At 50.1% G+C, this 23,506-nt stretch carries 23 protein-coding genes and 1 other RNA gene; 11 read left to right on the forward strand and 13 right to left on the reverse strand.

All coding sequences use genetic code 11. The features are described from left to right. Nucleotides 1-101: 101 nt before the first annotated feature. A complete protein-coding gene (gene ushA, locus IG609_RS14675) occupies nt 102-1,751 on the reverse strand; it encodes a bifunctional UDP-sugar hydrolase/5'-nucleotidase UshA (RefSeq protein ID WP_193397536.1) in 1,650 nt (549 codons plus the stop codon). A 109-nt stretch (nt 1,752-1,860) separates the two neighbouring features. Then, on the reverse strand, nt 1,861-1,992 hold the full coding sequence (locus tag IG609_RS20480; protein WP_264177015.1) for a hypothetical protein: 132 nt from the start codon (nt 1,990-1,992) through the stop codon (nt 1,861-1,863). Between the two features lie 428 nt (nt 1,993-2,420). Between IG609_RS20480 and ybaL the strand changes: the two genes are divergently transcribed. Beyond that, entirely contained in the window at nt 2,421-4,106 is a 1,686-nt protein-coding gene (gene ybaL, locus IG609_RS14680; RefSeq protein ID WP_193400101.1) for a YbaL family putative K(+) efflux transporter, read from the forward strand. A gap of 103 nt (nt 4,107-4,209) precedes the next feature. On the opposite strand, the gene hemH is transcribed toward ybaL, so the two are convergent. The 8 genes from hemH to IG609_RS14720 form a co-directional block, all read right to left on the reverse strand. After that, nucleotides 4,210-5,172, reverse strand: coding sequence for a ferrochelatase (hemH, locus tag IG609_RS14685; RefSeq protein ID WP_193397538.1), 963 nt, complete (start codon nt 5,170-5,172; stop codon nt 4,210-4,212). Nucleotides 5,173-5,398: 226 nt separating this feature from the next. Beyond that, complete coding sequence (adk, locus tag IG609_RS14690) at nt 5,399-6,043, reverse strand: adenylate kinase (protein WP_010303043.1); 645 nt, start codon at nt 6,041-6,043, stop codon at nt 5,399-5,401. A gap of 263 nt (nt 6,044-6,306) precedes the next feature. Beyond that, the gene (gene htpG, locus IG609_RS14695; RefSeq protein WP_180774649.1) at nt 6,307-8,190 is read right to left on the reverse strand and encodes a molecular chaperone HtpG; all 1,884 of its coding nucleotides are present in this window, start codon (nt 8,188-8,190) and stop codon (nt 6,307-6,309) included. Between the two features lie 180 nt (nt 8,191-8,370). Further along, nucleotides 8,371-8,976, reverse strand: a complete 606-nt coding sequence (gene recR / locus IG609_RS14700) for a recombination mediator RecR (protein ID WP_102116749.1) — start codon at nt 8,974-8,976, stop codon at nt 8,371-8,373. Then, on the reverse strand, nt 8,976-9,305 hold the full coding sequence (locus IG609_RS14705; protein ID WP_193400099.1) for a YbaB/EbfC family nucleoid-associated protein: 330 nt from the start codon (nt 9,303-9,305) through the stop codon (nt 8,976-8,978). The genes recR and IG609_RS14705 overlap by 1 nt, the downstream gene beginning before the upstream one ends. A gap of 40 nt (nt 9,306-9,345) precedes the next feature. Next, nucleotides 9,346-11,412, reverse strand: a complete 2,067-nt coding sequence (dnaX, locus tag IG609_RS14710; protein ID WP_193400097.1) for a DNA polymerase III subunit gamma/tau — start codon at nt 11,410-11,412, stop codon at nt 9,346-9,348. Nucleotides 11,413-11,486: 74 nt separating this feature from the next. After that, nucleotides 11,487-12,041, reverse strand: a complete 555-nt coding sequence (apt, locus tag IG609_RS14715; protein WP_193400152.1) for an adenine phosphoribosyltransferase — start codon at nt 12,039-12,041, stop codon at nt 11,487-11,489. A gap of 217 nt (nt 12,042-12,258) precedes the next feature. Beyond that, nucleotides 12,259-12,654, reverse strand: coding sequence for a DUF454 family protein (locus IG609_RS14720; RefSeq protein WP_102116751.1), 396 nt, complete (start codon nt 12,652-12,654; stop codon nt 12,259-12,261). Nucleotides 12,655-12,862: 208 nt separating this feature from the next. Between IG609_RS14720 and priC the strand changes: the two genes are divergently transcribed. Together priC and rsmS are read left to right on the forward strand one after the other, a co-directional pair. Further along, nucleotides 12,863-13,399, forward strand: a complete 537-nt coding sequence (gene priC / locus IG609_RS14725) for a primosomal replication protein PriC (protein ID WP_102116752.1) — start codon at nt 12,863-12,865, stop codon at nt 13,397-13,399. 37 nt (nt 13,400-13,436) lie between these two features. Continuing rightward, nucleotides 13,437-13,607 (forward strand): pleiotropic regulatory protein RsmS, encoded by a 171-nt coding sequence (rsmS, locus tag IG609_RS14730; RefSeq protein ID WP_193397540.1) that lies wholly within the window; start codon nt 13,437-13,439, stop codon nt 13,605-13,607. Between the two features lie 56 nt (nt 13,608-13,663). Here rsmS and acrR read toward each other — a convergent pair whose 3' ends face one another. Further along, nucleotides 13,664-14,305 carry a multidrug efflux transporter transcriptional repressor AcrR gene (gene acrR / locus IG609_RS14735; protein WP_102116754.1) on the reverse strand — a complete coding sequence of 214 codons (642 nt, stop codon included), beginning with the start codon at nt 14,303-14,305 and terminating at the stop codon, nt 13,664-13,666. Between the two features lie 165 nt (nt 14,306-14,470). Here acrR and IG609_RS14740 point away from each other — a divergent pair, with 165 nt between their 5' ends. The 6 genes from IG609_RS14740 to IG609_RS14765 all read left to right on the forward strand — a co-directional run bounded on the left by IG609_RS14740 (nt 14,471) and on the right by IG609_RS14765 (nt 20,686). Beyond that, complete coding sequence (locus IG609_RS14740; RefSeq protein WP_193397541.1) at nt 14,471-15,664, forward strand: efflux RND transporter periplasmic adaptor subunit; 1,194 nt, start codon at nt 14,471-14,473, stop codon at nt 15,662-15,664. A 28-nt stretch (nt 15,665-15,692) separates the two neighbouring features. Further along, nucleotides 15,693-18,821, forward strand: coding sequence for an efflux RND transporter permease subunit (locus tag IG609_RS14745; RefSeq protein ID WP_193397542.1), 3,129 nt, complete (start codon nt 15,693-15,695; stop codon nt 18,819-18,821). A gap of 232 nt (nt 18,822-19,053) precedes the next feature. After that, nucleotides 19,054-19,302 carry a type B 50S ribosomal protein L31 gene (locus IG609_RS14750; protein ID WP_102116757.1) on the forward strand — a complete coding sequence of 83 codons (249 nt, stop codon included), beginning with the start codon at nt 19,054-19,056 and terminating at the stop codon, nt 19,300-19,302. 17 nt (nt 19,303-19,319) lie between these two features. Then, a complete protein-coding gene (ykgO, locus tag IG609_RS14755) occupies nt 19,320-19,463 on the forward strand; it encodes a type B 50S ribosomal protein L36 (protein WP_072012464.1) in 144 nt (47 codons plus the stop codon). Between the two features lie 598 nt (nt 19,464-20,061). Beyond that, nucleotides 20,062-20,430: an Hha toxicity modulator TomB gene (tomB, locus tag IG609_RS14760; RefSeq protein ID WP_193397543.1), complete on the forward strand. Its 369-nt coding sequence runs from the start codon at nt 20,062-20,064 to the stop codon at nt 20,428-20,430. A 52-nt stretch (nt 20,431-20,482) separates the two neighbouring features. Then, nucleotides 20,483-20,686 carry an HHA domain-containing protein gene (locus tag IG609_RS14765; protein ID WP_005976087.1) on the forward strand — a complete coding sequence of 68 codons (204 nt, stop codon included), beginning with the start codon at nt 20,483-20,485 and terminating at the stop codon, nt 20,684-20,686. Nucleotides 20,687-21,147: 461 nt separating this feature from the next. Here the strand turns inward: IG609_RS14765 and ffs are convergent. Further along, an RNA gene (gene ffs, locus IG609_RS14770) (signal recognition particle sRNA small type) lies at nt 21,148-21,244 on the reverse strand. A 185-nt stretch (nt 21,245-21,429) separates the two neighbouring features. Here ffs and IG609_RS14775 point away from each other — a divergent pair. Next, complete coding sequence (locus tag IG609_RS14775) at nt 21,430-21,750, forward strand: MGMT family protein (protein WP_010282239.1); 321 nt, start codon at nt 21,430-21,432, stop codon at nt 21,748-21,750. A 19-nt stretch (nt 21,751-21,769) separates the two neighbouring features. Here IG609_RS14775 and IG609_RS14780 read toward each other — a convergent pair whose 3' ends face one another. After that, on the reverse strand, nt 21,770-22,351 hold the full coding sequence (locus tag IG609_RS14780) for a YbaY family lipoprotein (protein WP_193397544.1): 582 nt from the start codon (nt 22,349-22,351) through the stop codon (nt 21,770-21,772). A 210-nt stretch (nt 22,352-22,561) separates the two neighbouring features. Between IG609_RS14780 and tesB the strand changes: the two genes are divergently transcribed. Next, complete coding sequence (gene tesB / locus IG609_RS14785; protein WP_193397545.1) at nt 22,562-23,425, forward strand: acyl-CoA thioesterase II; 864 nt, start codon at nt 22,562-22,564, stop codon at nt 23,423-23,425. Nucleotides 23,426-23,506: the final 81 nt, after the last annotated feature.

The raw sequence follows: 23,506 nt of genomic DNA on the forward strand, positions 1-23,506 counted from the left end.
CTAATAATTACGTGCTTAATGCAGCAGTATTTCTCAGAAAAGCCTCAAGAAAATGGCGGTTTATGTCACCAGCAAAGAGACAAAACCGCCATTACTATTTATTACTTATAAACAATCTCACCTTTCGGTGCGTAGGCTTCCGCATCCAGCGGTGAATGCTTCTCGATATATTGCTTCAGCACTTCAGCATCGACAAAGCCGGTGTTTACATAGCCCGGCAGATTATCAAGACGTGGGTAGCCATCGCCGCCCATCGCATTAAAGTTCAGCGTTGCCATCCGGTAAACTTTATCTGCCTGCAACGGCTCACCTTTAATTTTAACATTCTGCACACCCTGCCCATCTGCCGTTAGGCTGACGTTAAGAAATTGCGCATAGGCACCAGAATCCACCTTTTTATTGGCGGCTACGGCCAGATACTTTTCGACGTCGCTGCCTTTCATATCCACATAGACCAGCGTGTTGGCAAACGGTTGAACCTTCAGTACATCTTTATAGGTGATATCACCGGATTCAATTGAATCACGTACACCGCCGCCGCTCATGATGGCAAAATCAGCCCCAGCACGTTCAAGCTGTGCAGACAGCAGCACGTGCGCCAGATTGGTCTGACGGAAACGCACCTGATTGCGATCGCCTTCCAGCTTGCCTTTCACGCTACCGATCTTGATGCCCAACTGCGCCTGCCCTTTTTCCTGGAACGGCGTCAGCATTTTCATAACGTCAGCATTCTGCGTGATTTCATGCGTATAGAAAACACGTTCGGTTTTTCCGTCTTTCTCTACCTTTTTCTTCAAGTTGATCGGAATCAGTTGATAATGCTCAAGCTTCAACTCACCATTGCGGAATGTGAAATCAGCACGGCCGACATATTTACCCCACTCATGCGCCTGAACAATCCAGGTACCGTTCTGACGATCGGGAGCACAAGGCGTGCCCGGCACATAACCCACCTGCTTTTTATTTTCCTGCGCCATACAGACCGGATCCTGCGAGTGGCCGCCAACAATCATGTCCAGATATCCAGCAGGCAAGCTACGTGCCATTTCCACATCACCCGGCGCATTAGAACCATGATTACCGTCGTCATAGTGCCCCATGTGCGTCGCAGCAATAATCACATCCGGCTTTTCGCTCTTACGCAATTGCTCAACAACCTGCTTCGCTTCCGTAGAAGGGTTACGGAATTCAATATCGGTAAAATACTCAGGATTGCCTAATTTGGCCGTATCGTCCGTTGTCAGGCCGATAACCGCGATTTTCACACCTTGCTTGTCGAACAGGGCATAGGGCTTAAATAAGCGCTGACTAGTGCTTTTTTGGTAGATATTGGCCGATAACAGCGGGAATTTCGCCCATTTCTCCTGCTGACGCAGGACAGACAGCGGATTATCGAATTCATGGTTGCCGAGTGCCATTGCATCATAGCCGACCATGTTCATACCGCGGAAATCTGGCTCGGCATCCTGCAAATCGGACTCAGGCACACCGGTATTAATATCACCACCGGAAAGCAGCAGGACACTGCCACCTTTACTCGCCACTTCCTGACGAATCTGATCGACCAGCGTTTTTTGTGCGGCCAATCCATATTCACCGTGATCGTTATGCCAGAAGTGGCCGTGATGGTCATTGGTATGCAAAATAGTGATAGCGTATGTTTTGTCTTTTTCCCAAGCCATTGACATCACAGGTGTTAGCGCGAGCGATACCGCCATCGCACATCCCAGAGCTTTTACTGAAAAGCGCATGATAAATCTCCGTTTATTTTAAAGACCCAGTGGAACCACTAAGAAATTCACCACACAAATTAGCACAGCAAGATGAACAATGCGCGAAGCGCATTCACGCCGCCCGTCATCAATGCGCGATAGCCGACAAAATCAGATTAGGTATCGCAGCCAGAGTAATATCACGCTGGCTTGGTGCCGTCGTCATGCTGTCACGAATTCTTGCTAATATGGATACTTCATCGGAATAATCCAACAACATACTGTTTATCCCCTATTTCCCGAGGTTTTACGCAGGTGGATAAAACCATTCCACTGAATACATGAGAAAGTCGCGGGAAATTACAGCCTATAACATCAGGAAAAAATAATAATTATGCATGTTTATCAATACCAACCATGAGAAATCATCATTAAATCTATGCTAGACTACCTTTTACTGGATAAAATTGATATTTTTTATAAAACACCACTTTTATCCAAGCAACATTTCGCTATATGCAATAGATTTTATCTATACTCGGAATCATTGGCGTTGCAGTCAAACAGCAAACGAACGAATCCCAATACACTTTTCGGTACATAATAAAAGTCATAAGGGTACGTAAGTGCTGCTAACCATGCAGTAACGTCAAAGCAAAAAGGGTAAATCCGCTCAATGACGTTTCACCTATGGCACAAGGAGTTGGGATGCATGCTGCAACACCGCTAATTTCTACTATCGCTGGGGGGCTGGTTCTTGCCTTCATCCTTGGTATTCTGGCACACCGCCTGCGTATCTCCCCCCTTGTTGGGTACCTTGCAGCAGGCGTTCTTGTCGGTCCTTTTACACCCGGCTTTGTCGCCGATGCCTCACTGGCATCAGAACTCGCTGAACTTGGTGTTATCCTGTTGATGTTTGGCGTTGGTCTGCACTTCTCGCTGAAAGATCTCATGGCGGTAAAGTCCATCGCCATTCCCGGTGCGATAGCCCAGATTGCCGTGGCAACGCTGCTTGGAATGGGGTTATCCACCATGCTGGGTTGGAGCCTGGCGAGCGGCCTGGTTTTCGGCCTTTGCCTCTCAACCGCCAGTACCGTAGTGCTGCTACGCGCGTTGGAAGAAAGACAACTGATTGATAGCCAGCGTGGCCAAATCGCCATCGGCTGGCTGATTGTGGAAGATCTGGCAATGGTCCTTACGCTGGTTCTGCTACCGGCCTTCGGCGACATGATCGGCGCTGAGCATGCCGACACCAGAAAACTGCTGACCGATTTAGCCTGGACCATCGGTAAAGTGATTGCGTTTATTACCCTGATGATTGTCGTCGGTCGCCGTCTGGTGCCGTGGGTATTGGCAAAAAGCGCCAGCACCGGCTCACGCGAGCTTTTCACGCTGGCGGTGTTAGCCATGGCACTCGGAATCGCCTTTGGCGCAGTGAAACTGTTTGATGTCTCCTTTGCACTGGGCGCCTTCTTCGCCGGAGTGGTATTGAACGAATCTGAACTCAGCCAGCGAGCAGCGCACGACACGCTGCCGCTGCGCGATGCCTTCGCCGTACTGTTCTTCGTTTCCGTCGGTATGCTGTTTGATCCGATGATCCTGCTGAACGACCCCATTTCCGTGCTGATCACGCTGGCCATTATCGTGTTCGGTAAGTCAGCCGCCGCTTTCGTGCTGGTTCGACTCTTTGGTCACTCCAAGCGGACAGCATTAACGATTTCGGCCAGTCTGGCGCAGATCGGTGAATTTGCCTTTATTTTAGCCGGGCTCGGTATTGTGCTGGGGCTGCTGTCCGAAGAAGGACGGAATCTGGTACTGGCCGGTGCCATTCTCTCCATCATGATAAACCCGCTGCTGTTTACGCTGCTTGAGCGCTATCTGGCGAAGCATGAAACCATCGAAGAGCAGATCGTGGAAGAAGCGATTGAGGAAGAGAAACAGATTCCTGTCGATATGTGCAACCACGCATTGCTGGTCGGCTATGGTCGCGTTGGTAGCCTGATTGGCGCCAAGCTGCATCAGGCCGGAATTCCCATCGTTGTCATTGAGAATTCGCGTACACGGGTTGATGCACTGCGCGAGCAGGGAATTAAAGCCGTATTGGGCAACGCCACCAAGCCTGAAATCATGGATATTGCGCGTCTGGACTGCGCCCGTTGGTTATTACTGACGATTCCGAACGGCTATGAAGCGGGAGAAGTCGTCGCGGCAGCTCGTGAGAAGCGTGCAGACCTAGAAATTATTGCCCGCGCGCACTATGACGATGAAGTCAGCTACATTATCGAGCACGGTGCCAACGAGGTGGTGATGGGGGAACGGGAAATCGCCAATAGCATGATCACACTGCTGAAGTTGGATGACATTCCACCCGCACCTCAGGCGTGCCCTATCTAAATGGCTACACGTTAGAGACCAAAATGGCGGGCAATATGAGCACGCCATTTTTTACGCTATGCGGTATGTCTGCAAACGTCGCCAGACAAAAAACCGTCTTTCCCTACTCTGCTTTACTCACTAGCTGTTCCAGCAGATCGATGTGCAGCGGATCGTCATTGAGCGCAGGAATATAGTGAAATGCCTCTCCGCCTGCGTGCAGGAAAATTTCACGGTTCTGTTCCTGAATCTCCTCCAACGTTTCCAGACAGTCAGCGGAAAAACCGGGGCACATAATCTGAATGTGCTTGATTCCCTGCGCGGGTAGCCCCTGCATGGTTTCATCCGTATATGGCGTCAGCCAAGGTTCACGGCCAAAACGTGACTGGAAGGTCATCATTATTTTGCCTTCCGGCAGCCCCAGCGCAGCAATCAGCGCCTCTGTGGTCGCCCGACAACGTTGTGGATAGTCATCCCCTTCGTTGGCATAACGTACTGGGATGCCATGATAGGAGATCACTAATCTGTCCGGTTCACCGTGTTCAGCAAAAGACTGCTCGACACGGTGCTTCAACGCCGCAATATAAGCAGGATGTTCGGCGTAATCACGGATAAAACGAATCGCAGGTAGTTGACGATTATCACGCAACTGCGCCGCTAATCCATCCCACACGGCTGCGGTTGTCGAGCAGGAATACTGCGGATACATCGGCAATACCACCAACTGCGTGACACCCTGCGCCAGTAACTTATCCAGCGCCGAACGCAGGCTGGGTGAGCCATAGCTCATCCCCAGTTCCACAGGCGTTTCCGGCATGCGCGCAGCTAATGCCTGCTGCTGTCGGCGGCTAATCACCAACAGCGGCGATCCCCCCTCCATCCAGACCGACTGATAGAGCTTCGCCACTCGCGGTGAGCGGATTGGCAGGATGATACCGCGCAGCAGTGGCCACCATAGCAGGCGCGGCGTATCGACTACGCGTCGGTCGCTTAGAAACTCCGCCAGATAACGCCTCACCGCCTGCGGCGTCGGGGCATCGGGTGTCCCTAAGTTCACCATCAGCACGCCGTATTTCTCTTGTTTCATCGCCGTCTTCCTTTTATGGAGAAGCAGGCTTTCTCTCAGCCCGCCCGTGCGTAACATCAAATGCCTATTGTAGCGAAAAAAAGCTAAACAAATACGGATAGATAGCAGGGGTAACGCCGATGCTATCAATAGAGGAAACAAAGTAAATGAGGATCTCAGATCGAAAAAATGCCAGATGGTCGTCTGGCATTCAGATAGCGGAGTATGATTCGCTTAGTTAGAAAGATTAGCCCAGAATGGTTTCCAGTTCTGCGCGAACTTCTTCCACTTTACGCGTGCCTTCCACTTTGAAATAGCGCGTGTTACCCGCGTCAGCTTCTTTCTGATAGTAAGAAACCAGTGGTGCCGTTTGCTGATGGTACTCAACCAGACGCTTACGCACGGTATCTTCCTGATCGTCTTTACGAATAGTCAGATCTTCGCCCGTCACGTCGTCTTTGCCTTCAACTTTAGGCGGATTGAATTTTACATGATAGACACGACCGGACGCCGCATGAACGCGACGGCCAATGATACGATCGATGATCAGTTCATCAGGAACGGCAAATTCGATAACGTAATCCACATTGATGCCTGCATCTTTCATCGCATCAGCTTGTGGAATGGTGCGTGGGAAACCATCCAGCAGGAAACCGTTACGGCAATCCTCCTGGGCGATGCGCTCTTTAACCAGAGCAATGACCAGTTCATCAGTGACCAGTTTACCTGCGTCCATGATTTCTTTAGCCTGCTTGCCCAATTCAGTACCCGCTTTTACCGCTGCACGCAGCATGTCACCCGTGGAAATCTGCGGAATACCGTATTTCTCCATGATGAATTGAGCCTGAGTACCTTTGCCTGCGCCCGGAGCGCCCAGCAGAATAATACGCATCGCGTAAATCCCCTTGCTATGTAATATTTATAAAATAAATTTGAAAAACGCTAAACCATACCATTCCAGACGCTTATGCTCAAGGAACGGGCTCGCTTCAGCAACGCGCAGGCAGATGAAAAAAAGCAAGATACCTAAAAATACGGTTTGCCGTCTGCCCAATGTTGCCATTCAGTGTAGACGAAGAAACGCCCAATAACGGAAGGAAACGTAAAATCGGGGGGAAGACCCCGGTTAACACCGGGGTCTGGAGGATAGCACTATCAGGCACTTAACAGCTGATTCATACGGCGGATGAACAGGTTCGGATCGTCCAGCGTACCGCGTTCGGCCAGCAGAGCCTGATCCAGCAGCAGCTCGACCCACTCGCCAAACTCCGCTTCATCAGAAACGTCAGCCGCACGTTTAATAAGCGCATGCTCCGGATTCAGTTCAAAAATGTACTTCACTTCCGGTGCTTGCTGGCCCGCTGCGGCGAACAGTTTCGCCATCTGCGTGCTCATCTCGTCCGCATCCGTTACGACAATCGCAGGCGTATCGGTCAAACGGTAGGTGAAACGCACATCTTTAACGCGCTCGCCCAGCAGGGTTTTCACACGCTCAACAAACGGCTCCAGCGCTTTTTGTGCTTCTTTCTGCGCATCGTTTTCTTCATCAGCCAGTTTATCCAGCGTATCATCCGCTTTGCTGACTGACTGGAAGGATTTACCGTCGAACTCGGTCAGGTAGCTCATCATCCACTCGTCAATACGCTCGGACAACAGCAATACCTCGATACCTTTCTTACGGAACAGCTCCAGATGTGGGCTGCTCTTCGCCGCCGCATAGCTGTCTGCGGTGATGTAATAGATCTTGTCCTGACCTTCCACCATCCGGCTAACGTAGTCTTCCAGCGATACCGTCTGTGCAGAACTGTCGGATTGCGTGGTGGCAAAGCGCAGCAGTTTCGCGATCGCTTCGCGGTTGCTACCGTCTTCCGCCGGGCCTTCTTTCAGCACCAGACCAAACTGTTGCCAGAACGTCTGGTATTTTTCCGCGTCGTCTTTCGCCAGTTTATCCAGCATTTGCAGCACACGCTTAGTCAGCGCATTACGCAAATTCTGCGTCACGCGGCTGTCCTGCAAAATCTCACGGGAAACGTTCAACGGCAGATCGTTGGAATCAATCAGGCCACGAACAAAACGCAGGTAGTTCGGCATGAACTGCTCAGCGTCATCCATAATAAAGACGCGCTGAACGTACAGTTTCAAGCCGTGTTTATGATCGCGGTTCCACATATCCCACGGTGCACGCGCAGGGATGTAAAGCAGGCTGGTATATTCCTGCTTACCTTCCACACGGTTGTGGCTCCAGCTCAGCGGATCGGTAAAGTCGTGGGAGATATGTTTATAAAACTCATTGTACTCTTCATCGCTGACTTCTGATTTGCTGCGCGTCCACAGGGCCTGTGCCTTGTTAATTTTTTCCCAGCTAACGGTGGACTCACCGCCTTCTTCTTCGCTTTCCGTCTGGGCTTCAATTTCTACTGGCAACGCGATATGGTCGGAATATTTGCTGATGACGGAACGCACACGCCAGTCATCCAGGAACTCGTCTTCACCTTCGCGCAGATGCAGAGTAATTTCCGTACCGCGATCGTCTTTGGTGATGTCAGCGATGGTGTAGTCACCTTCGCCGGCAGATTCCCAGTACACGCCCTGATCGGCATTCGCACCCGCGGCACGGGTACGCACAGTCACTTTATCCGCCACGATGAAGGCGGAGTAGAAACCCACGCCGAACTGGCCAATCAGTTGGCTATCTTTAACCTGATCGGAACCCATAGATTCCAGAAAAGCCTTGGTGCCGGATTTCGCAATCGTACCCAGATTATCAATGACTTCGTCACGGCTCATGCCGATACCGTTGTCAGAAATCGTCAGCGTACGTTTTTCTTTATCCGTAGACACCCGCACGCGCAGGTCGCCATCGCCCGCATACAGTTCTGGTGCGGACAGCGCACGAAAACGTAATTTGTCTGCCGCATCGGAGGCGTTGGAGATCAATTCACGCAGAAAAATTTCTTTGTTGGAATAGAGCGAATGGATCATCAAATGCAGGAGTTGCTTAACTTCGGACTGGAACCCGCGAGTTTCTTGGCCTTTCATACTCATTGTTGCTTACCTCAATCCTAATATTATTCAGGCTGATTAAACTGACGATAAGTAGCAAATGGGGATAAACCAAGCTGATTTCAAGGGGTAAATTTCAGCGAAAAAAGAAAACGGTGAGAGGAAAGAGGAAAACAAGACTGCGGCTGCCAGATAATCCTACTGGCAGCCGACAGATTAAAACCGGAAGGGCTGACGACCTGCAAGCGAATGGGAAAGAGTGGTGCCATCGACCATTTCCAGCTCACCGCCAACGGGAACACCGTGTGCAATGCGGCTGGCCATCACGCCGTGCTGTGCGCACAGTTCAGCGATATAGTTTGCCGTCGCATCGCCTTCTACCGTCGGGTTAGTCGCCAGAATCACTTCGCTTATCGATTCCACCTGCAGGCGCTCTTCCAACCGCCCCAAACCGATATCGTCCGGGCCAATGCCATCCAGCGGCGACAAATGCCCCATCAGTACAAAGTACCGACCAGCAAACTGCCCCGTCTGTTCAATGGCATGAATATCAGCCGGGCTTTCTACCACGCAAATCTGCCCATTTTGCTGACGGCGCGGGTTCGAGCAAATCGCACAAACGTCCTGCTCGGTGAATGTCCGACAATCGCTACAGTGGCCGATTTCGGACATCGCCCGCGTCAACGCCTGCGCCAGACGCATACCGCCACTGCGGTTACGTTGCAGCAGTTGAAACGCCATGCGCTGCGCCGACTTGGGCCCAACGCCTGGCAGACAACGCAGCGCTTCCACCAGTGATTCAAGAAGCGGACTGGTCTGCATCAGAACGGCATCTTGAAGCCCGGCGGCAGTTGCATACCGCTGGAAACCGACGCCATTTTCTCTTTTTGCGTTGCAGCAATACGACGAGCGGCATCGTTGAACGCCGCAGCGATCAGGTCTTCCAGCATCTCTTTGTCGTCTTCCATTAGGCTTGGATCGATCTCAACACGGCGGCAGTTATGCGCACCGTTGATCGTGATTTTCACCAGACCTGCACCCGATTCGCCCGTGACTTCCAGATTCGCCACTTCTTCCTGCATCTGCTGCATTTTTTCCTGCATCTGCTGGGCTTGCTTCATCAGGTTGCCAATTCCACCTTTACCAAACATAGTTTTCTCTCTATCACGTCGGGCTGCACACTCGCAGCGGTTAAACAGGGCGGATACTTTCTTCGTCCAGTTCCGCATCAAAGAAACGCCGCAGCGTTTGAATCGTTGTATCGGCCAAAATTGACTGACGCGCCTGCGCCAGCTTTTCTTCATAGATAGCCTGACGCCACTCCAGCGGCGTCCGTACCGCGGGGTTGTCGTCTTCAGTAATCAGTAATTCTACAGGATGCCCGTAGTGAGCCGTCAATGCGTCCAACAGCGTCTTTTGCGCCGCAGGCGAATTAAGATGCCGCTGGGATGAACGCAGATGCAGATGGATCTTACCTGCTTCTTCGCTCTCTTTAAACGCATTAAGTGCCAGCTGTTGTACCAGCTTTGGCAACGTCAGACGATGGATTTCCGCCGCCCATGCATCCCGCTCCAGTGACTCTTCCGCTAGCCGTGCCGCCAGTTCAGGTGTTTTTTCGTGCTCTAATGCTGAACGCAACGCTTTTGGCGTCGCTACATCGGCCTTCTCTTCTTCGACTTTATTCTGCGCCCGCCAACGATACGCTTCCGGCTTTTTGGGCTCGGAGGGAGACGTTTTCGCATTTTGCCGTTGAATGCTGCGCTCAGTCACCGAAGCCAATCGCTCCAGCGCTGAGGTTGCCGGCCGCGTGTTGTCAGACGCTGCCGGATCAGCCTTTTTTGGTGGCGTACTCCCCTGTTTTCGCAAGAGCTGACTACGCGCCTGTAATAGCTGAGACGTCGCATCAGGCAATTCGCTCTCATCATGCTGCTCCGCTGAAGCAGGCGCTTCCCCTAACGGCGGCGCATAGGCAGAGGCATCCATCGGCGGCTCGGGAGAATAGGATGGCGGCGGCATATCTTCGGGAACTGCTGTATTTTGTGGCACTGGCGCACGGACCGTCGCCGATACCGTCGCAACGGGCTGCTGCTGCACAGGAGGCTGAATAGAAGGCACACGCGCAGTTTGAGCTGGCGCAGCGCTCACCGGCGCTACAGGCTCGGCGATAATCTGGCTGGGATGAAACGCCAATGCTCTCAGTAGCGTCATTTCAACGCCCATCCGACGATCGGGCGCAAAAGGCAACTCTTTGCGACCAATGAGCATCGTCTGGTAATAAAGCTGCACGTCCGTAGGCGGCAGCGCACGCGCTAACTCTCGCATACGCGCTTCAACTGCGGCGTAATCATCGCCCAGCGCAGCGGGCAGCAGTTGGACCATCGCAATGCGGTGTAACAGCGTCTGGGTTTCTACTAGCAGCGATTCCCAATCCACACCTCGTGCCGCGACCTGATCTAACAGCGACATGACCTGTGCCCCATCGCCTTTCGCCAACGCCTCAATGAGTGCCAACGGCTGCTCATCGTCCAGCGTTCCCAGCATTTGGCTGACGGAAGCGGTCGTGACCTGCCCCTGTCCCATGGCAATGGCCTGATCGGTCAGACTCAGCGCATCACGCAAGCTCCCATCGGCAGCACGTGCCAGAAGCTGTAGCGCACGCGGCTCACTGACGAGATTTTCTGCCTGTAATACCTGCTCCAGATGCGCGCGAATCTGTTCGACATCCAGCGCTTTGAGATGAAATTGCAGACAGCGCGACAGAATAGTCACCGGCAATTTTTGCGGATCGGTAGTCGCCAGCAGAAATTTAACGTGCGGAGGCGGCTCTTCCAGCGTTTTCAGCAGCGCATTAAAGCTGTGGCGCGATAGCATGTGAACTTCGTCAATCAGGTACACCTTGAATCGCCCCCGCGCAGGAGCGTACTGCACATTATCCAGCAGATCGCGCGTGTCCTCGACTTTAGTGCGAGACGCGGCATCGATTTCGATCAAATCGACAAAACGACCCTGCTCGATTTCACGGCAGTTGTCACACTGACCACAGGGCGTTGCCGTCACGCCCTGTTCGCAATTCAGCCCTTTTGCCAACAAACGGGCAATCGACGTTTTCCCGACACCGCGGGTGCCGGAAAACAAATAAGCGTGATGGATTCTGCCTAGGGAAAGGCCGTTAGCCAACGCGGTCAGGACATGCTCCTGACCGACAACATGGGAAAAGGTTTGGGGACGCCACTTACGGGCAAGAACCTGATAGCTCATCAATACCGCAACAGTCGAGTTATTGAGGCGATCATGCTAACACAGCCACGCCGCTATCGGCGAGACTGTTATGATTAATGTCCGGGGAAGTCAACCAGGCTATAGCAGGTGATACCCATCTCGGTCAGGCGCTGCTCGCCACCCAGATCGAACAAATTGATGATAAACGCAGCATCATTGACCGCCCCCCCCAGACGACGGATCAATTTCACCGTGGCCTCGAGCGTACCGCCAGTTGCCAACAGATCGTCGATCACCAGCACATTGTCGCCAGCGGAGATCGCATCTGCATGAATTTCCAGCGTATCTGAACCGTATTCCAGTTCATAGCTTTCACTGATAGTCGGACGTGGCAGCTTGCCCGGTTTACGCACGGGAACAAAACCTACGCCCAGCGCCAACGCAACCGGAGCGCCAAACAGGAAACCACGCGCTTCCGTACCAACAACCTTCGTCACGCCAGTGTTGCGGTAACGGTTTGCCAGCATCTCAATACTGGCTGCATAGGCCACAGGATCTTCCAGCAGGCTGGTGACATCACGGAACAGTATGCCCAGCTTCGGATAATCGGGGATGCTTTTGATACTGTTTTTAATTAATTCTGCCTGCTGTTGCGCTGTTACGGTCATCATAGTTGTGCCTGATAAAACGTTCTGAACATACCAATGCCGGTCACCACAAGGCTTTCATCATCGCATGAGGTGATGAAGAGGCATTATGACAAAGAGGAAAATGGCGACCCGCGCACGAAAACGGTAAAATTTAGTCAAAGTTACGGGCAAATGCAACTATCCGCACTCTGGGTGCGTATTTTTTGTATTCCCGTCACAGAGGCCGCCGCTTACGCTATCTTTTCGGATCTGCGCCCTGTGTTTGTTGTTCTGGATCAACCACGGGTAAACGAAGCATGAAGGTCAGCAAAATAACCAAAATGACCAACAACAAAATCCTGACCCATACCAGCTTAACCAGCCAGAGCGACAATGCGAACGTTAATAGAATCATGGTTACAGCCTTCCATTTTGCCCCAGGCGGCAGCGCCCGATGTTGCTGCCAATGACGCAGATAGCTGCCAAACCAGGAACGGTACAGTAGCCAGTCATGGAAACGCGGGGACGAGCGGGCAAAGCACCAGGCGGCCAGTAGCAAGAAAGGCGTTGTTGGTAATAAAGGTAACACGACGCCCAACGTTGCCAGCACAACGGAAACCCACCCCAATATCATCAGCAACACGCGATACATATTCACCTTTATACTTTGTTCACTACTACTATGTGTTGTCTACTCAATATGCTTTGTCTACGACAATATCCATCACACTTTATCACCACCTTGTCCGATGAATTAGTTAAGATATCCTCATGCTGTGTATTAAGGCGACACAGACTCACTGTGCCGATCTACCACGCGCCGACTCGCTGAATCATCAGCCTGACCGTAAGGGAAAAAAGTGAACACGCACCGATTGCTGCAAGCACTTGAACAACAAATTAACACGCTAGCGAAAGCACTTGAGCCGCTGGCGGATAAAGCTGTGCCGCAATCACGCTTTGATCGTCAGCTTTTTAGCAGCTATGGCACTCGGCTACGTGATTATCGCGCCGAAGTTGAACAAAACCTGCACGTAATAAAGCAATTAGTCGCAGAGCAACGCACCGAACGTGTAGCGTTTCTGGCTGAAAAATTGGTCAGCCAGATAGCCGCATTGCAGCGTGAGCTGGCAACGCAACCATTGCGCAGGCAAGAGCAACGAGCAGCACCAGAGCAGGAAGATATGTATCACAAGCTGGCGGAACATCAGGATTATGAACGCCGTCTGCTTTCTATGATTCAGGATAGAGAAAGCCTGCTCATCACTCAGACGCTCTTCAGCGAGCAACAGCGGCTGCAAAAAGAGCTGGCAGCGCTGGAAGGACGGCTGTCACGCTGCCGTCAGGCGCTATCGCGACTGGAGCGGAAGATAGAACGCCGAGAGCAAGAACCATAGCACGGCGGATTCACCAAGAAAAAAGAGGAACGGGTTCATGTCACTTGAAAATGCCCCACCCGAGGTCAAGCTGGCGGTCGATTTGATTATGTTGCTGGAAGAAAACCAGATCGAACCACGTATCGCGCTTGCCGCCTTGGAGATTGTACGGACCGATTTTGAAAAGAAGCGTTCACAAGAAGACGGTGGCGCTAAATACTCTGCCTAAGGCAAAAATAACTCAGCACGTAAAGGCAACTTGTGTTAGCACCGTCGATCAACAGCTTATTCAGCGGGTTTACGTAGCGCCGGACTAAAATGCAACATATCGATAAAGGCATCCACCAGCGCAGGGGCTTCCTGATCGAGATCGAAACTTTCCGGCATAAATAGCCAGTTTTCCATCACGCCAGAAAAATAAGCACGCAACGCAATCGCCGCACGACGGGGATAAATGTCCGTCGGCAACATCCCCACTCGAATGCACTTAATCAGGTTTTCTTCAATATCAACATAACAGGAGAGATAGAGCTCTTTGCGCGCATTGTACGATTGCAACATTTCACCGACAAACTCACATTTGTGAAAAACGATTTCCATAATGGAGCGCCAATGTGTATCACTAACGGTTAAACGCAGCATATAAATCAATAATTCACGCATCACGCGGAGTGGATTATCAGGGAATTTTGTCTGATACTCTATTTCAAACTCGCTGATTTTTGACTCTGACAACGCCCAAATCTCATCAAAGATTTCGGCTTTGTTCTTAAAATGCCAATAAATAGCACCCCGAGTCACACCAGCAGCAGTCGCAATGTCAGACAATGAAGTCGCGGACACTCCATGTTCAGAGAAGACTCTTAACGCAGTATCCAGTATATGTTGTCGAGTTTCCTGAGCCTGTTTTTTGGTTTTTCGTGCCATGATAATTTGGATTTTCGTGCCATATCGCTGTATTTGAAGGAAAGCGTGATTTACATACATTCGAGAATGTATGTAACATAGCATGAACATAAGACTATAGCAGCAATGGGTTTTTAAGCTTGTGATCCATTGGTCAATTTCAAATCGGACACTTGAGGTTTATCTATGAACAAAAACAGAGGGCTAACGCCTCTGGCGGCAGTTCTGATGCTTTCTGGCGGCTTAATACTCGCAGGATGTAATGACAGCAACAATCAGCAGGGCAGCGCACAGCGGCAGATGCCTGAAGTGGGTATTGTGACGTTGAAAACGGAAGCGCTGAATGTCATGACCGAGCTGCCAGGCCGCACAAGTGCTTACCGCATTGCTGAGGTTCGCCCACAGGTTGGCGGGATTATCCTCAAACGCAATTTTGTTGAAGGGTCTGACGTCAAAGCTGGCGCATCGCTGTATCAGATCGATCCTGCGACATACCAGGCAAACTACAACAGCGCCAAGGGTTCACTCGCTCAGACTCAGGCTCAGGCAGAAATTGCCCGTCTGACCGTTAATCGCTATAAACCGCTGCTAGGCACCAACTACGTCAGCAAGCAGGATTACGATCAGGCTGTTGCCACCTCTCGTCAAGCTGATGCTGCGGTTCAGGCAGCTAAAGCGGCGGTTGACACCGCGCAAATCAATCTGGCTTACACCAAAGTCAATTCGCCAATCGAAGGCCGTGTAGGTAAATCAACGGTAACGGAAGGCGCATTAGTGGCAACCGGGCAAGCAACGGCATTAACGACCGTCCAACAGCTTGATCCGATCTATGTTGACGTCACGCAGTCCAGCAATGATTTTCTACAACTGAAGAAAGAGCTGGAAAACGGCACGCTGAAACAAAGTGAAGGCAAAGCAAATGTCCGCCTGCTTTTGGAAAACGGTACTGAATATACTGAGGCAGGTACATTAGAATTCTCTGATGTTACGGTAGACGAAACCACCGGTTCCATCACACTGCGCGCTATTTTCCCGAACCCACAGCACAACCTCCTTCCCGGAATGTTTGTACGAGCGCGTCTCGATTCCGGCGTGAACCCAACAGCCTTGTTAGTTCCTCAGCAAGGTGTTACCCGCGATCCACGTGGTCAAGCCACGGCGATGGTGGTTGGTGAAGGCGATAAAGTCGAGCCTCGCACGCTTAAAACCAGTAAGGCAGTTGGTGACAAATGGTTGGTTACCGAAGGCTTGAAAGCGGGCGATCGCGTTATCGTCACCGGACTGCAAAGAATTAGGCCCGGTGCGCAGGTGAAAACGAAAGAAGTCGCTCCAGAAAATCAGCAGGCGCCGCAAGCGTCAGCAGAACCCGCGAAGTCTTAAGACGTTCTAACAGGAGCCGGTATAATTCATGGCTAAGTTTTTTATAGATCGACCCATTTTTGCATGGGTGCTCGCCATCATGGTGATGCTGACGGGATTGCTAGCAATAGTTAAATTACCTATTGCTCAGTATCCAACGATCGCACCACCTGCGATTGAAATAACAGCAAATTATCCAGGGGCCGATGCATCAACGCTGCAAGATTCCGTGACGCAGGTTATCGAACAGAATATGAACGGTATCGATAACCTGATGTACATGTCATCAAGCAGTGACTCTTCTGGTACGGTACAGATTACGCTGACCTTTGACGCAGGTACCAATCCGGATATCGCACAGGTCCAGGTGCAGAACAAACTGCAACTGGCTATGCCACTGCTGCCGCAGGAAGTACAGCAGCAAGGGGTTAACGTTCAGAAATCAAGCAGCAGCTTCCTCATGGTCGCCGCCTTCATCAGTGAAGACGGTAAAATGTCACAGGAAGATATCGCTGACTACGTGGCTGCTAACGTTAAAGATCCCATCAGCCGTACGTCTGGCGTCGGTGACGCACAGCTGTTTGGTGCACAGTACGCCATGCGTATCTGGCTCGATCCGAACAAACTGAACAACTATCAGTTAACCTCAGGTGATGTCACTGCGGCGATCAGAGTCCAAAACAACCAGATCGCGGCAGGACAACTGGGGGGATCGCCACCTGTTCCCGGCCAGCAGTTGAATGCGTCGATCATTGCTCAAACCCGACTGAATTCAGCAGAAGAATTCTCTAAAATCCTGCTGAAGGTTAACGCTGACGGCTCTCAGGTTCGTCTTAAAGATGTTGCCCGCGTTGAGTTGGGCGCAGAAAGCTATGACACGATTGCACGTTACAATGGTCAGCCCGCTGCTGGTATCGGTATTAAGCTGGCGACAGGCGCGAATGCGCTGGATACCGCAACTGCCGTAAAAAATTCACTAACAAAACTGGAAGAGTACTTCCCTTCTGGCATGAAAGTGGTTTACCCGTATGATACAACGCCCTTCGTTAAGATCTCGATCAACGAAGTCGTGAAAACGCTGGTGGAAGCCATCGTACTGGTATTCCTGGTTATGTATCTGTTCTTGCAGAACTTCCGTGCCACGCTGATCCCAACCATCGCGGTACCCGTCGTCTTGCTGGGGACGTTTGCTATCCTCTCCGCGTTTGGTTATTCCATTAACACTTTGACGATGTTCGCTATGGTCCTCGCCATCGGGCTTCTGGTGGATGACGCCATCGTCGTCGTGGAAAACGTTGAACGTGTCATGGCGGAAGAAGGTCTGCCGCCTAAAGAAGCGACAAAACGTTCCATGGAGCAGATCCAAGGTGCGTTAGTCGGTATTGCGCTGGTACTGTCCGCGGTATTCGTCCCGATGGCGTTTACTGGTGGCTCCACAGGGGCAATCTATCGCCAGTTCTCCATCACTATCGTTTCTGCGATGGTGCTGTCGGTTCTGGTCGCATTAATTTTGACACCTGCTCTCTGCGCAACGCTGCTAAAACCGATTGTCAAAGGCGATCACGGTGAGAAGAAAGGCTTCTTCGGCTGGTTCAACAGACTGTTCGAGAAAAGCACCAATCACTACACCGATAGCGTGGCAAATATCCTGCGCAGCACGGGTCGTTACCTGGTCATCTATCTGCTGATTGTTGTAGGTCTGGCACTGTTGTTCTTACGTTTGCCGACGTCTTTCCTGCCAGACGAAGATCAGGGGGTTCTCCTGAACATCGTTCAACTACCTTCAGGTGCGACGCAAGAAAACACACAGCAAATTATGGACAGAATGACGAACTACTATCTCGATAATGAGAAAAGTAACGTCAAGTCTGTGTTTACCGTGACGGGCTTCGGATTCTCTGGCCGTGGGCAGAACGTCGGTCTGGCTTTCGCTAGCCTAAATGACTGGAGTGAACGAAGCGGTACAGAAAATAAAGTTCTGGCGATTGCAGCAAGGGCAAACGCGGCCTTTAGCCAGTATAAAGAAGCGATGGTTTTCGCAGTCAACCTTCCTGCGATTATCGAACTGGGTACCGCAACAGGTTTCGACTTCCAGTTGATTGACCAAGCTAACCTTGGGCATGCAAAACTGACAGAAGCACGTAACCAACTGCTAGGCATGGCAGCACAACACCCTGACACACTGGTACAAGTTCGTCCTAACGGGATGGAAGATACGCCACAGTTCCGTCTTGATATCGATCAGGAAAAAGCTCAGGCACTTGGCGTGTCACTATCAGATATCAGCTCAACGTTGGCAACCACGTTAGGCGGTTCTTATGTGAATGACTTTATCGATCGTGGTCGTGTGAAAAAAGTGTATGTCCAGGCCGATGCGCCTTTCCGTATGCTGCCAGATGACATTAAAAGCTGGTACATCCGAGGTAACAACGGACAAATGGTGCCATTCTCCGCATTCACCCAGAGCCACTGGGAACACGGATCACCGCGTCTAGAACGTTATAACGGTCAACCATCCATGCAGATACAGGGCGAAGCGGCTCCAGGTAAGAGTACCGGTGAAGCCATGGCGTTAATGGAAGACTTCGTTACTAAATTACCGCAGGGTATCGGATACGAATGGACGGGTATGTCCTATCAAGAGCGGTTATCAGGCAACCAGGCACCGGCAATCTATGCCATTTCATTGATTGTCGTGTTCTTATGTCTGGCGGCACTTTATGAGAGCTGGTCAATTCCGTTCTCAGTGATGCTGGTGGTTCCATTGGGGATTATCGGTGCATTGATTGCAGCAAATATGACAGGTCTTGAAAACGACGTTTACTTTAAGGTAGGCCTGCTAACAACCATTGGGCTATCCGCGAAGAACGCCATATTGATTGTCGAATTTGCTAAAGATCTGATGGAAAAAGAAGGGAAAGGACTGATTGAAGCAACACTCGATGCCGTTCGTATGCGTTTGCGTCCAATCCTGATGACATCACTAGCCTTTATCCTCGGTGTCATGCCGTTGGTTATCAGTAGTGGTGCAGGTTCAGGTGCACAGAACGCCGTTGGTACTGGCGTAATGGGCGGGATGGTTACCGCAACCGTGCTGGCTATCTTCTTCGTTCCTGTATTCTTTGTTGTTGTCCGCCGTCGCTTCGGCAAGAAAGTGGACGACACAATAGCGCACTAAGATTGGATCTCTTCCTATATACTCGAAAAGGCCGCCTCCTAGCGGCCTTTTTTACATCCCTGCCCCGTACGACTAATCCGAGCTAAGAAGCACTATGCGCTGTTTAGCTCAGATTAGTCGTATCTATAGTGGCTTAGAGAATGTTGACGTCTGCTACAACATAATGGTTGATCCTGATGTCAAAAAAGCGCAACATAATAGATATGTTATAACATAACAAATTGGAGTAGCTATGAAAGCAGGTATTCATCCTGACTATCGCATGGTGGTGTTTCATGACACCAGCGCGGATGTCTATTACAGGACGGGGTCAACCATTAAAACCGAGCGAACCATTGAGCTTGAGGGTACACATTACCCTTACGTCCCCATTGACGTTTCTTCGGCATCGCATCCCTATTACACTGGGAAGCAAAAAGAATATGCCAAAGAAGGCAGCACAGCGCGCTTCCAGCAGCGCTTTGGCAACTTCTTCAAGTAATCAGAGAGGGCTATTAAATGCAGGTGCTTAGTTCGCTACGTTCAGCAAAGAATCGTCATAAAGATTGTATTGTGGTCCGCCGTCGCGGGCGAATTTACGTTATATGCAAATCCAACCCGCGCTTTAAAGCCGTGCAAGGCGGGAAAAAGAAAAAAGGTTAATCTTCCTCACTCCCATCCCGATACAGTCAGTGTTATAACGCTAACAAGACTGTACGGGATGATTTGCATGAAAAAAACCACAGAAACAATAAGATAACGGAGTACCAATCCCCCTATCCGTTGAGTAATCTCTTCGTATTCCGTCTGCCATTTCTCATATTTTCAGATAGAAATAATTAAATAATCAGCAGCCGAGTTTATTCTATGCTCATTGTTACAACAAGAATGATGAGGATTAATCAAAATAAAGGGCAGTGAAAACCTTACCTATCATCCGCGAAGTTTACGAACACCTTTGCTATAATCATATATAGAATGACGTAACCGGAACCAGCATGGTATAGCTATACTTAAGGTTAATTCATGAGATGTTGGTATTTACGCCAGCGCGATTTCGCGACATAGTAGATACTAGGAGGGACGATAATCACTGTTTTCTCATTCATTACAGAACCAATCACAATGGTTCAACGCCCTGTCTGTAACAACATGAATACGAAACAACGTTAACGTTTTATCTTTTAAGCTTCATCAGTCTACCTGTTTACCAGGTGTTAACCGCAGTAACACTGAATAACGGCTTAACGGAGGGATTGATATGGATGAGTACACACCAAAATATTATGATATTGCCCAACTCAGATTCTTATGTGAAAATCTGTGTGACGAAAGCATAGCAACGTTAGGTGATAGCAGTCACGGCTGGGTCAATGATCCGACATCTGCGATCAATCTCCAATTAAATGAACTTATTGAGCATATCGCTACGTTTATTCTCACATTTAAAATAAAATACCCTAACGAAAGTGAGCTTTCAGAGCAGGTTGAAAAGTATTTGGATGATACTTACGTCTTGTTTAGCAACTATGGAATTAATGATGCTGAACTGCGACGTTGGCAGAAGTCCAAAGCAAAATTATTCGGAATGTTCTCAGGGGAGAACATCTGTATGCCTGCTAAAACTTAAGCAATAATTTATTTAAATTTTTAACCACCAGGTACTGCTTGCATAGGCCATTATGAAAAAAATCGACTATTTGATGCGTTTGCGTAAATGCACAACTATTGACACTCTCGAACGCGTTATTGAAAAAAACAAGTATGAACTCTCCAATGATGAACTGGAGATGTTCTTTTCCGCAGCAGATCATCGTCTGGCAGAACTGACGATGAACAAACTCTACGACAAAGTCCCTACAGCAGTATGGCGATACGTTCGTTAATTACTAACGAAACGCATACAAAAACTGACATTAAACACACTGCGCCGATAATATTATCGGCCTTTGTTTTTATTATCTTTTTAGCGTATTAATTGCGTAAGACTTGTAACAAATTGTATTCTTTATATTAAGTAAAAATGAATTATTCCTCACATCCCATACTTATTTCCTCAGCACTCATCGCTTATAACAATCGCATCAATCGTATCCACGCATAGTATATCCCGTGATGAAAATAGAGGATGTAATAATTACCGCAATGATTACTCGCTAAGTAAAGATGCACAATAATGCTCTCTAAGAAGCAGCGATCGGAAAATGACACCGATCGAGCAAAGAATGGCGGTTCAGCATTTATGTATGCCAGCAACCGAGTTTATGGCAGAGAATGTCGTTTATGTGCAGGAGATGAAGACCAGCCTGGCGATGAAGCGGCTACCGAGGGCACAAATTGGTGGAGGCCCTGCCAGCTACATCCCGGCACACACGTCTCCTGCTGCGGCTGCTTCCTTCCGGACCTGACCGAATCCACAGGTTAGTGTTGCGGGAGAACCGACAGGGCCTCCATTGACGACTTTATAACAGCTTGCATATGATAACCGCAACGTGTCACAAAGCGGTTGGCATTATCGGCGATGAGATAGGCAATTGCAAGCTAACCCACACTAACCGTTGTTTTCTTACCCACCTCACTATGCCACTATGATACTCAATCGGTTTAGGAACAGCAGGAACATCCGCTGATGTCAGAAGAAAACGATAATTTCCGCCAGCGCGTTTTTCAAATCGTTGCGGCAATCCCTTACGGAAAAATAGCGACCTATGGCGACATCGCACAGCTTGCTGACTCGCCCAGAGCATCCCGACAAGTCGGTGGGGTATTAAAACGTCTGCCAAAAGACAGCAAACTCCCCTGGCATCGGGTAATCAACCGTAAAGGCGAAATATCGCTGGTTGGTGGAGACTATGTGCGTCAAAAGTCAGCGCTACAGGCGGAGGGCATTATTTTCAATCGTCAGGGAAAAGTTGATCTTGCGAAATACCGCTGGCAATACGCGCCATAACAGCGCGTATCCAGATGAATTACCAGATGGTCTGTGGTGCCGTAGATGACTGGCTAGGCTGCCCCTGAAGCATATGAGGGCTCTGATTCGTCGGGTTAGACATCATTGATCCCTTATTTTTCGCCGGTAAGGGAACTGAGGGGACAGGTACTAACACTAAATCGGCGTTATTTACCCCGTTGCTAATAACCGGTAAGACGTTCTCCGTCACCATCACGATCCGATTATCGATTGCAATCGCAGCGCTGAGTAAGATACGTGCATTGGGCTGGATATCAGTTGGGTTATACGGTAGCTCGAATTGGAAAGGTGCCTGCTTTCCTTCTGTACGCGTCACACGCTGGGTAATCACTTTTGAAGGCGCATCCGCCAGCGATGCATCAGACACGGTAACGGTCAAAACGGCGTTGTGAGGTAGCGCAATCCGCTGACGAATATTCACCGTACCCGTTACCACAGGCATTGCGACAGCCGGACGCTGTGAGGAAACACTGGTGACAGGTGCGCCTGTCTGAGGAGAAACGCCATAATCACTCCTCTGTGCACATGCAGCCAGAGTCATCGATAACGTGATACCACCTAAGATATGCCATAATTTCATTCGGTCAGTCTCCTTTATTATTGTCAGACTACCGGTATCGAAAACCGGCATTCATAAATAGTATGATTCAACCAACACAATAATGATGGTGCAATATTCTGATATTTCCCTGAAATCCACATATTTATTGCAGTAAAATCTACAAAATTAGATTTTATATATTAAAAACAAACAAGTAACTAGCCATTCGCATCCATTGGGGCCGATACCATGAGTCAATCACTACAACATCTTCTCGACCTCCTGCATTTAGAGAAGCTCGAGGAAGGGCTATTTCGCGGACAAAGCGATGATTTGGGGCTGCGTCAGGTCTTTGGCGGGCAGGTTGTCGGCCAGGCCATGTCGGCCGCCAAACAGACTGTCCCTGTCGAGCGCAACATTCATTCATTCCACAGCTACTTTTTGCTACCCGGCGATAGCCAGAAACCGATTATTTATGACGTTGAAAACCTACGCGACGGCAACAGCTTCAGCGCCAGACGCGTTAGAGCTATCCAGAATGGTCGCCCTATTTTTTATATGACCGCCTCATTCCAAAGTCATGAAGAAGGGTTTGAGCACCAAAATGTGATGCCAAACGTCGCACCACCTGAGGATCTGAAATCTGAGCAGGAAATCGCACAAGGCATGCAGCACCTTCTGCCGCCCCGCTTTCGCGATAAATTTATTCAGGCCAGCCCGATTGAGATGCGCCCAGTTAAATTCCATAACCCACTAAAAGGCGAAGTGGACGAGCCAGTGCGACACGTCTGGTGCCGTGCCAGCAGCCCGCTACCGGACGATAAACGTATTCACCAATATCTGCTCGGCTATACGTCTGACTGCAATTTCCTACTCACAGCCTTGCAGCCTCACGGCATTGGCTTTTTGGAACCCGGTATGCAAGTCGCCACAATCGATCACTCTATGTGGTTCCATCGTGATTTCCGGCTGGATGACTGGCTGTTATATACCGTCGAAAGCACGTCTGCATCCGGTGCCCGTGGTTTCGTTCGTGGGCAATTCTATACCCGGGAAGGCGTGCTGGTTGCATCCAGCGTGCAGGAAGGCGTCATACGTCGCCGCCAGCCGTAAAACCTGCGGCAGCCTCGTAACGTAAAAGACTACCGCCGAAAGAGGTGGTTTAAAGCTGATAATAGTTTAAAGCTGATAATA

The sequence above is a fragment of the Pectobacterium quasiaquaticum genome (assembly GCF_014946775.2).
In the GTDB taxonomy this organism is placed as follows: Bacteria; Pseudomonadota; Gammaproteobacteria; order Enterobacterales; family Enterobacteriaceae; genus Pectobacterium; species Pectobacterium aquaticum.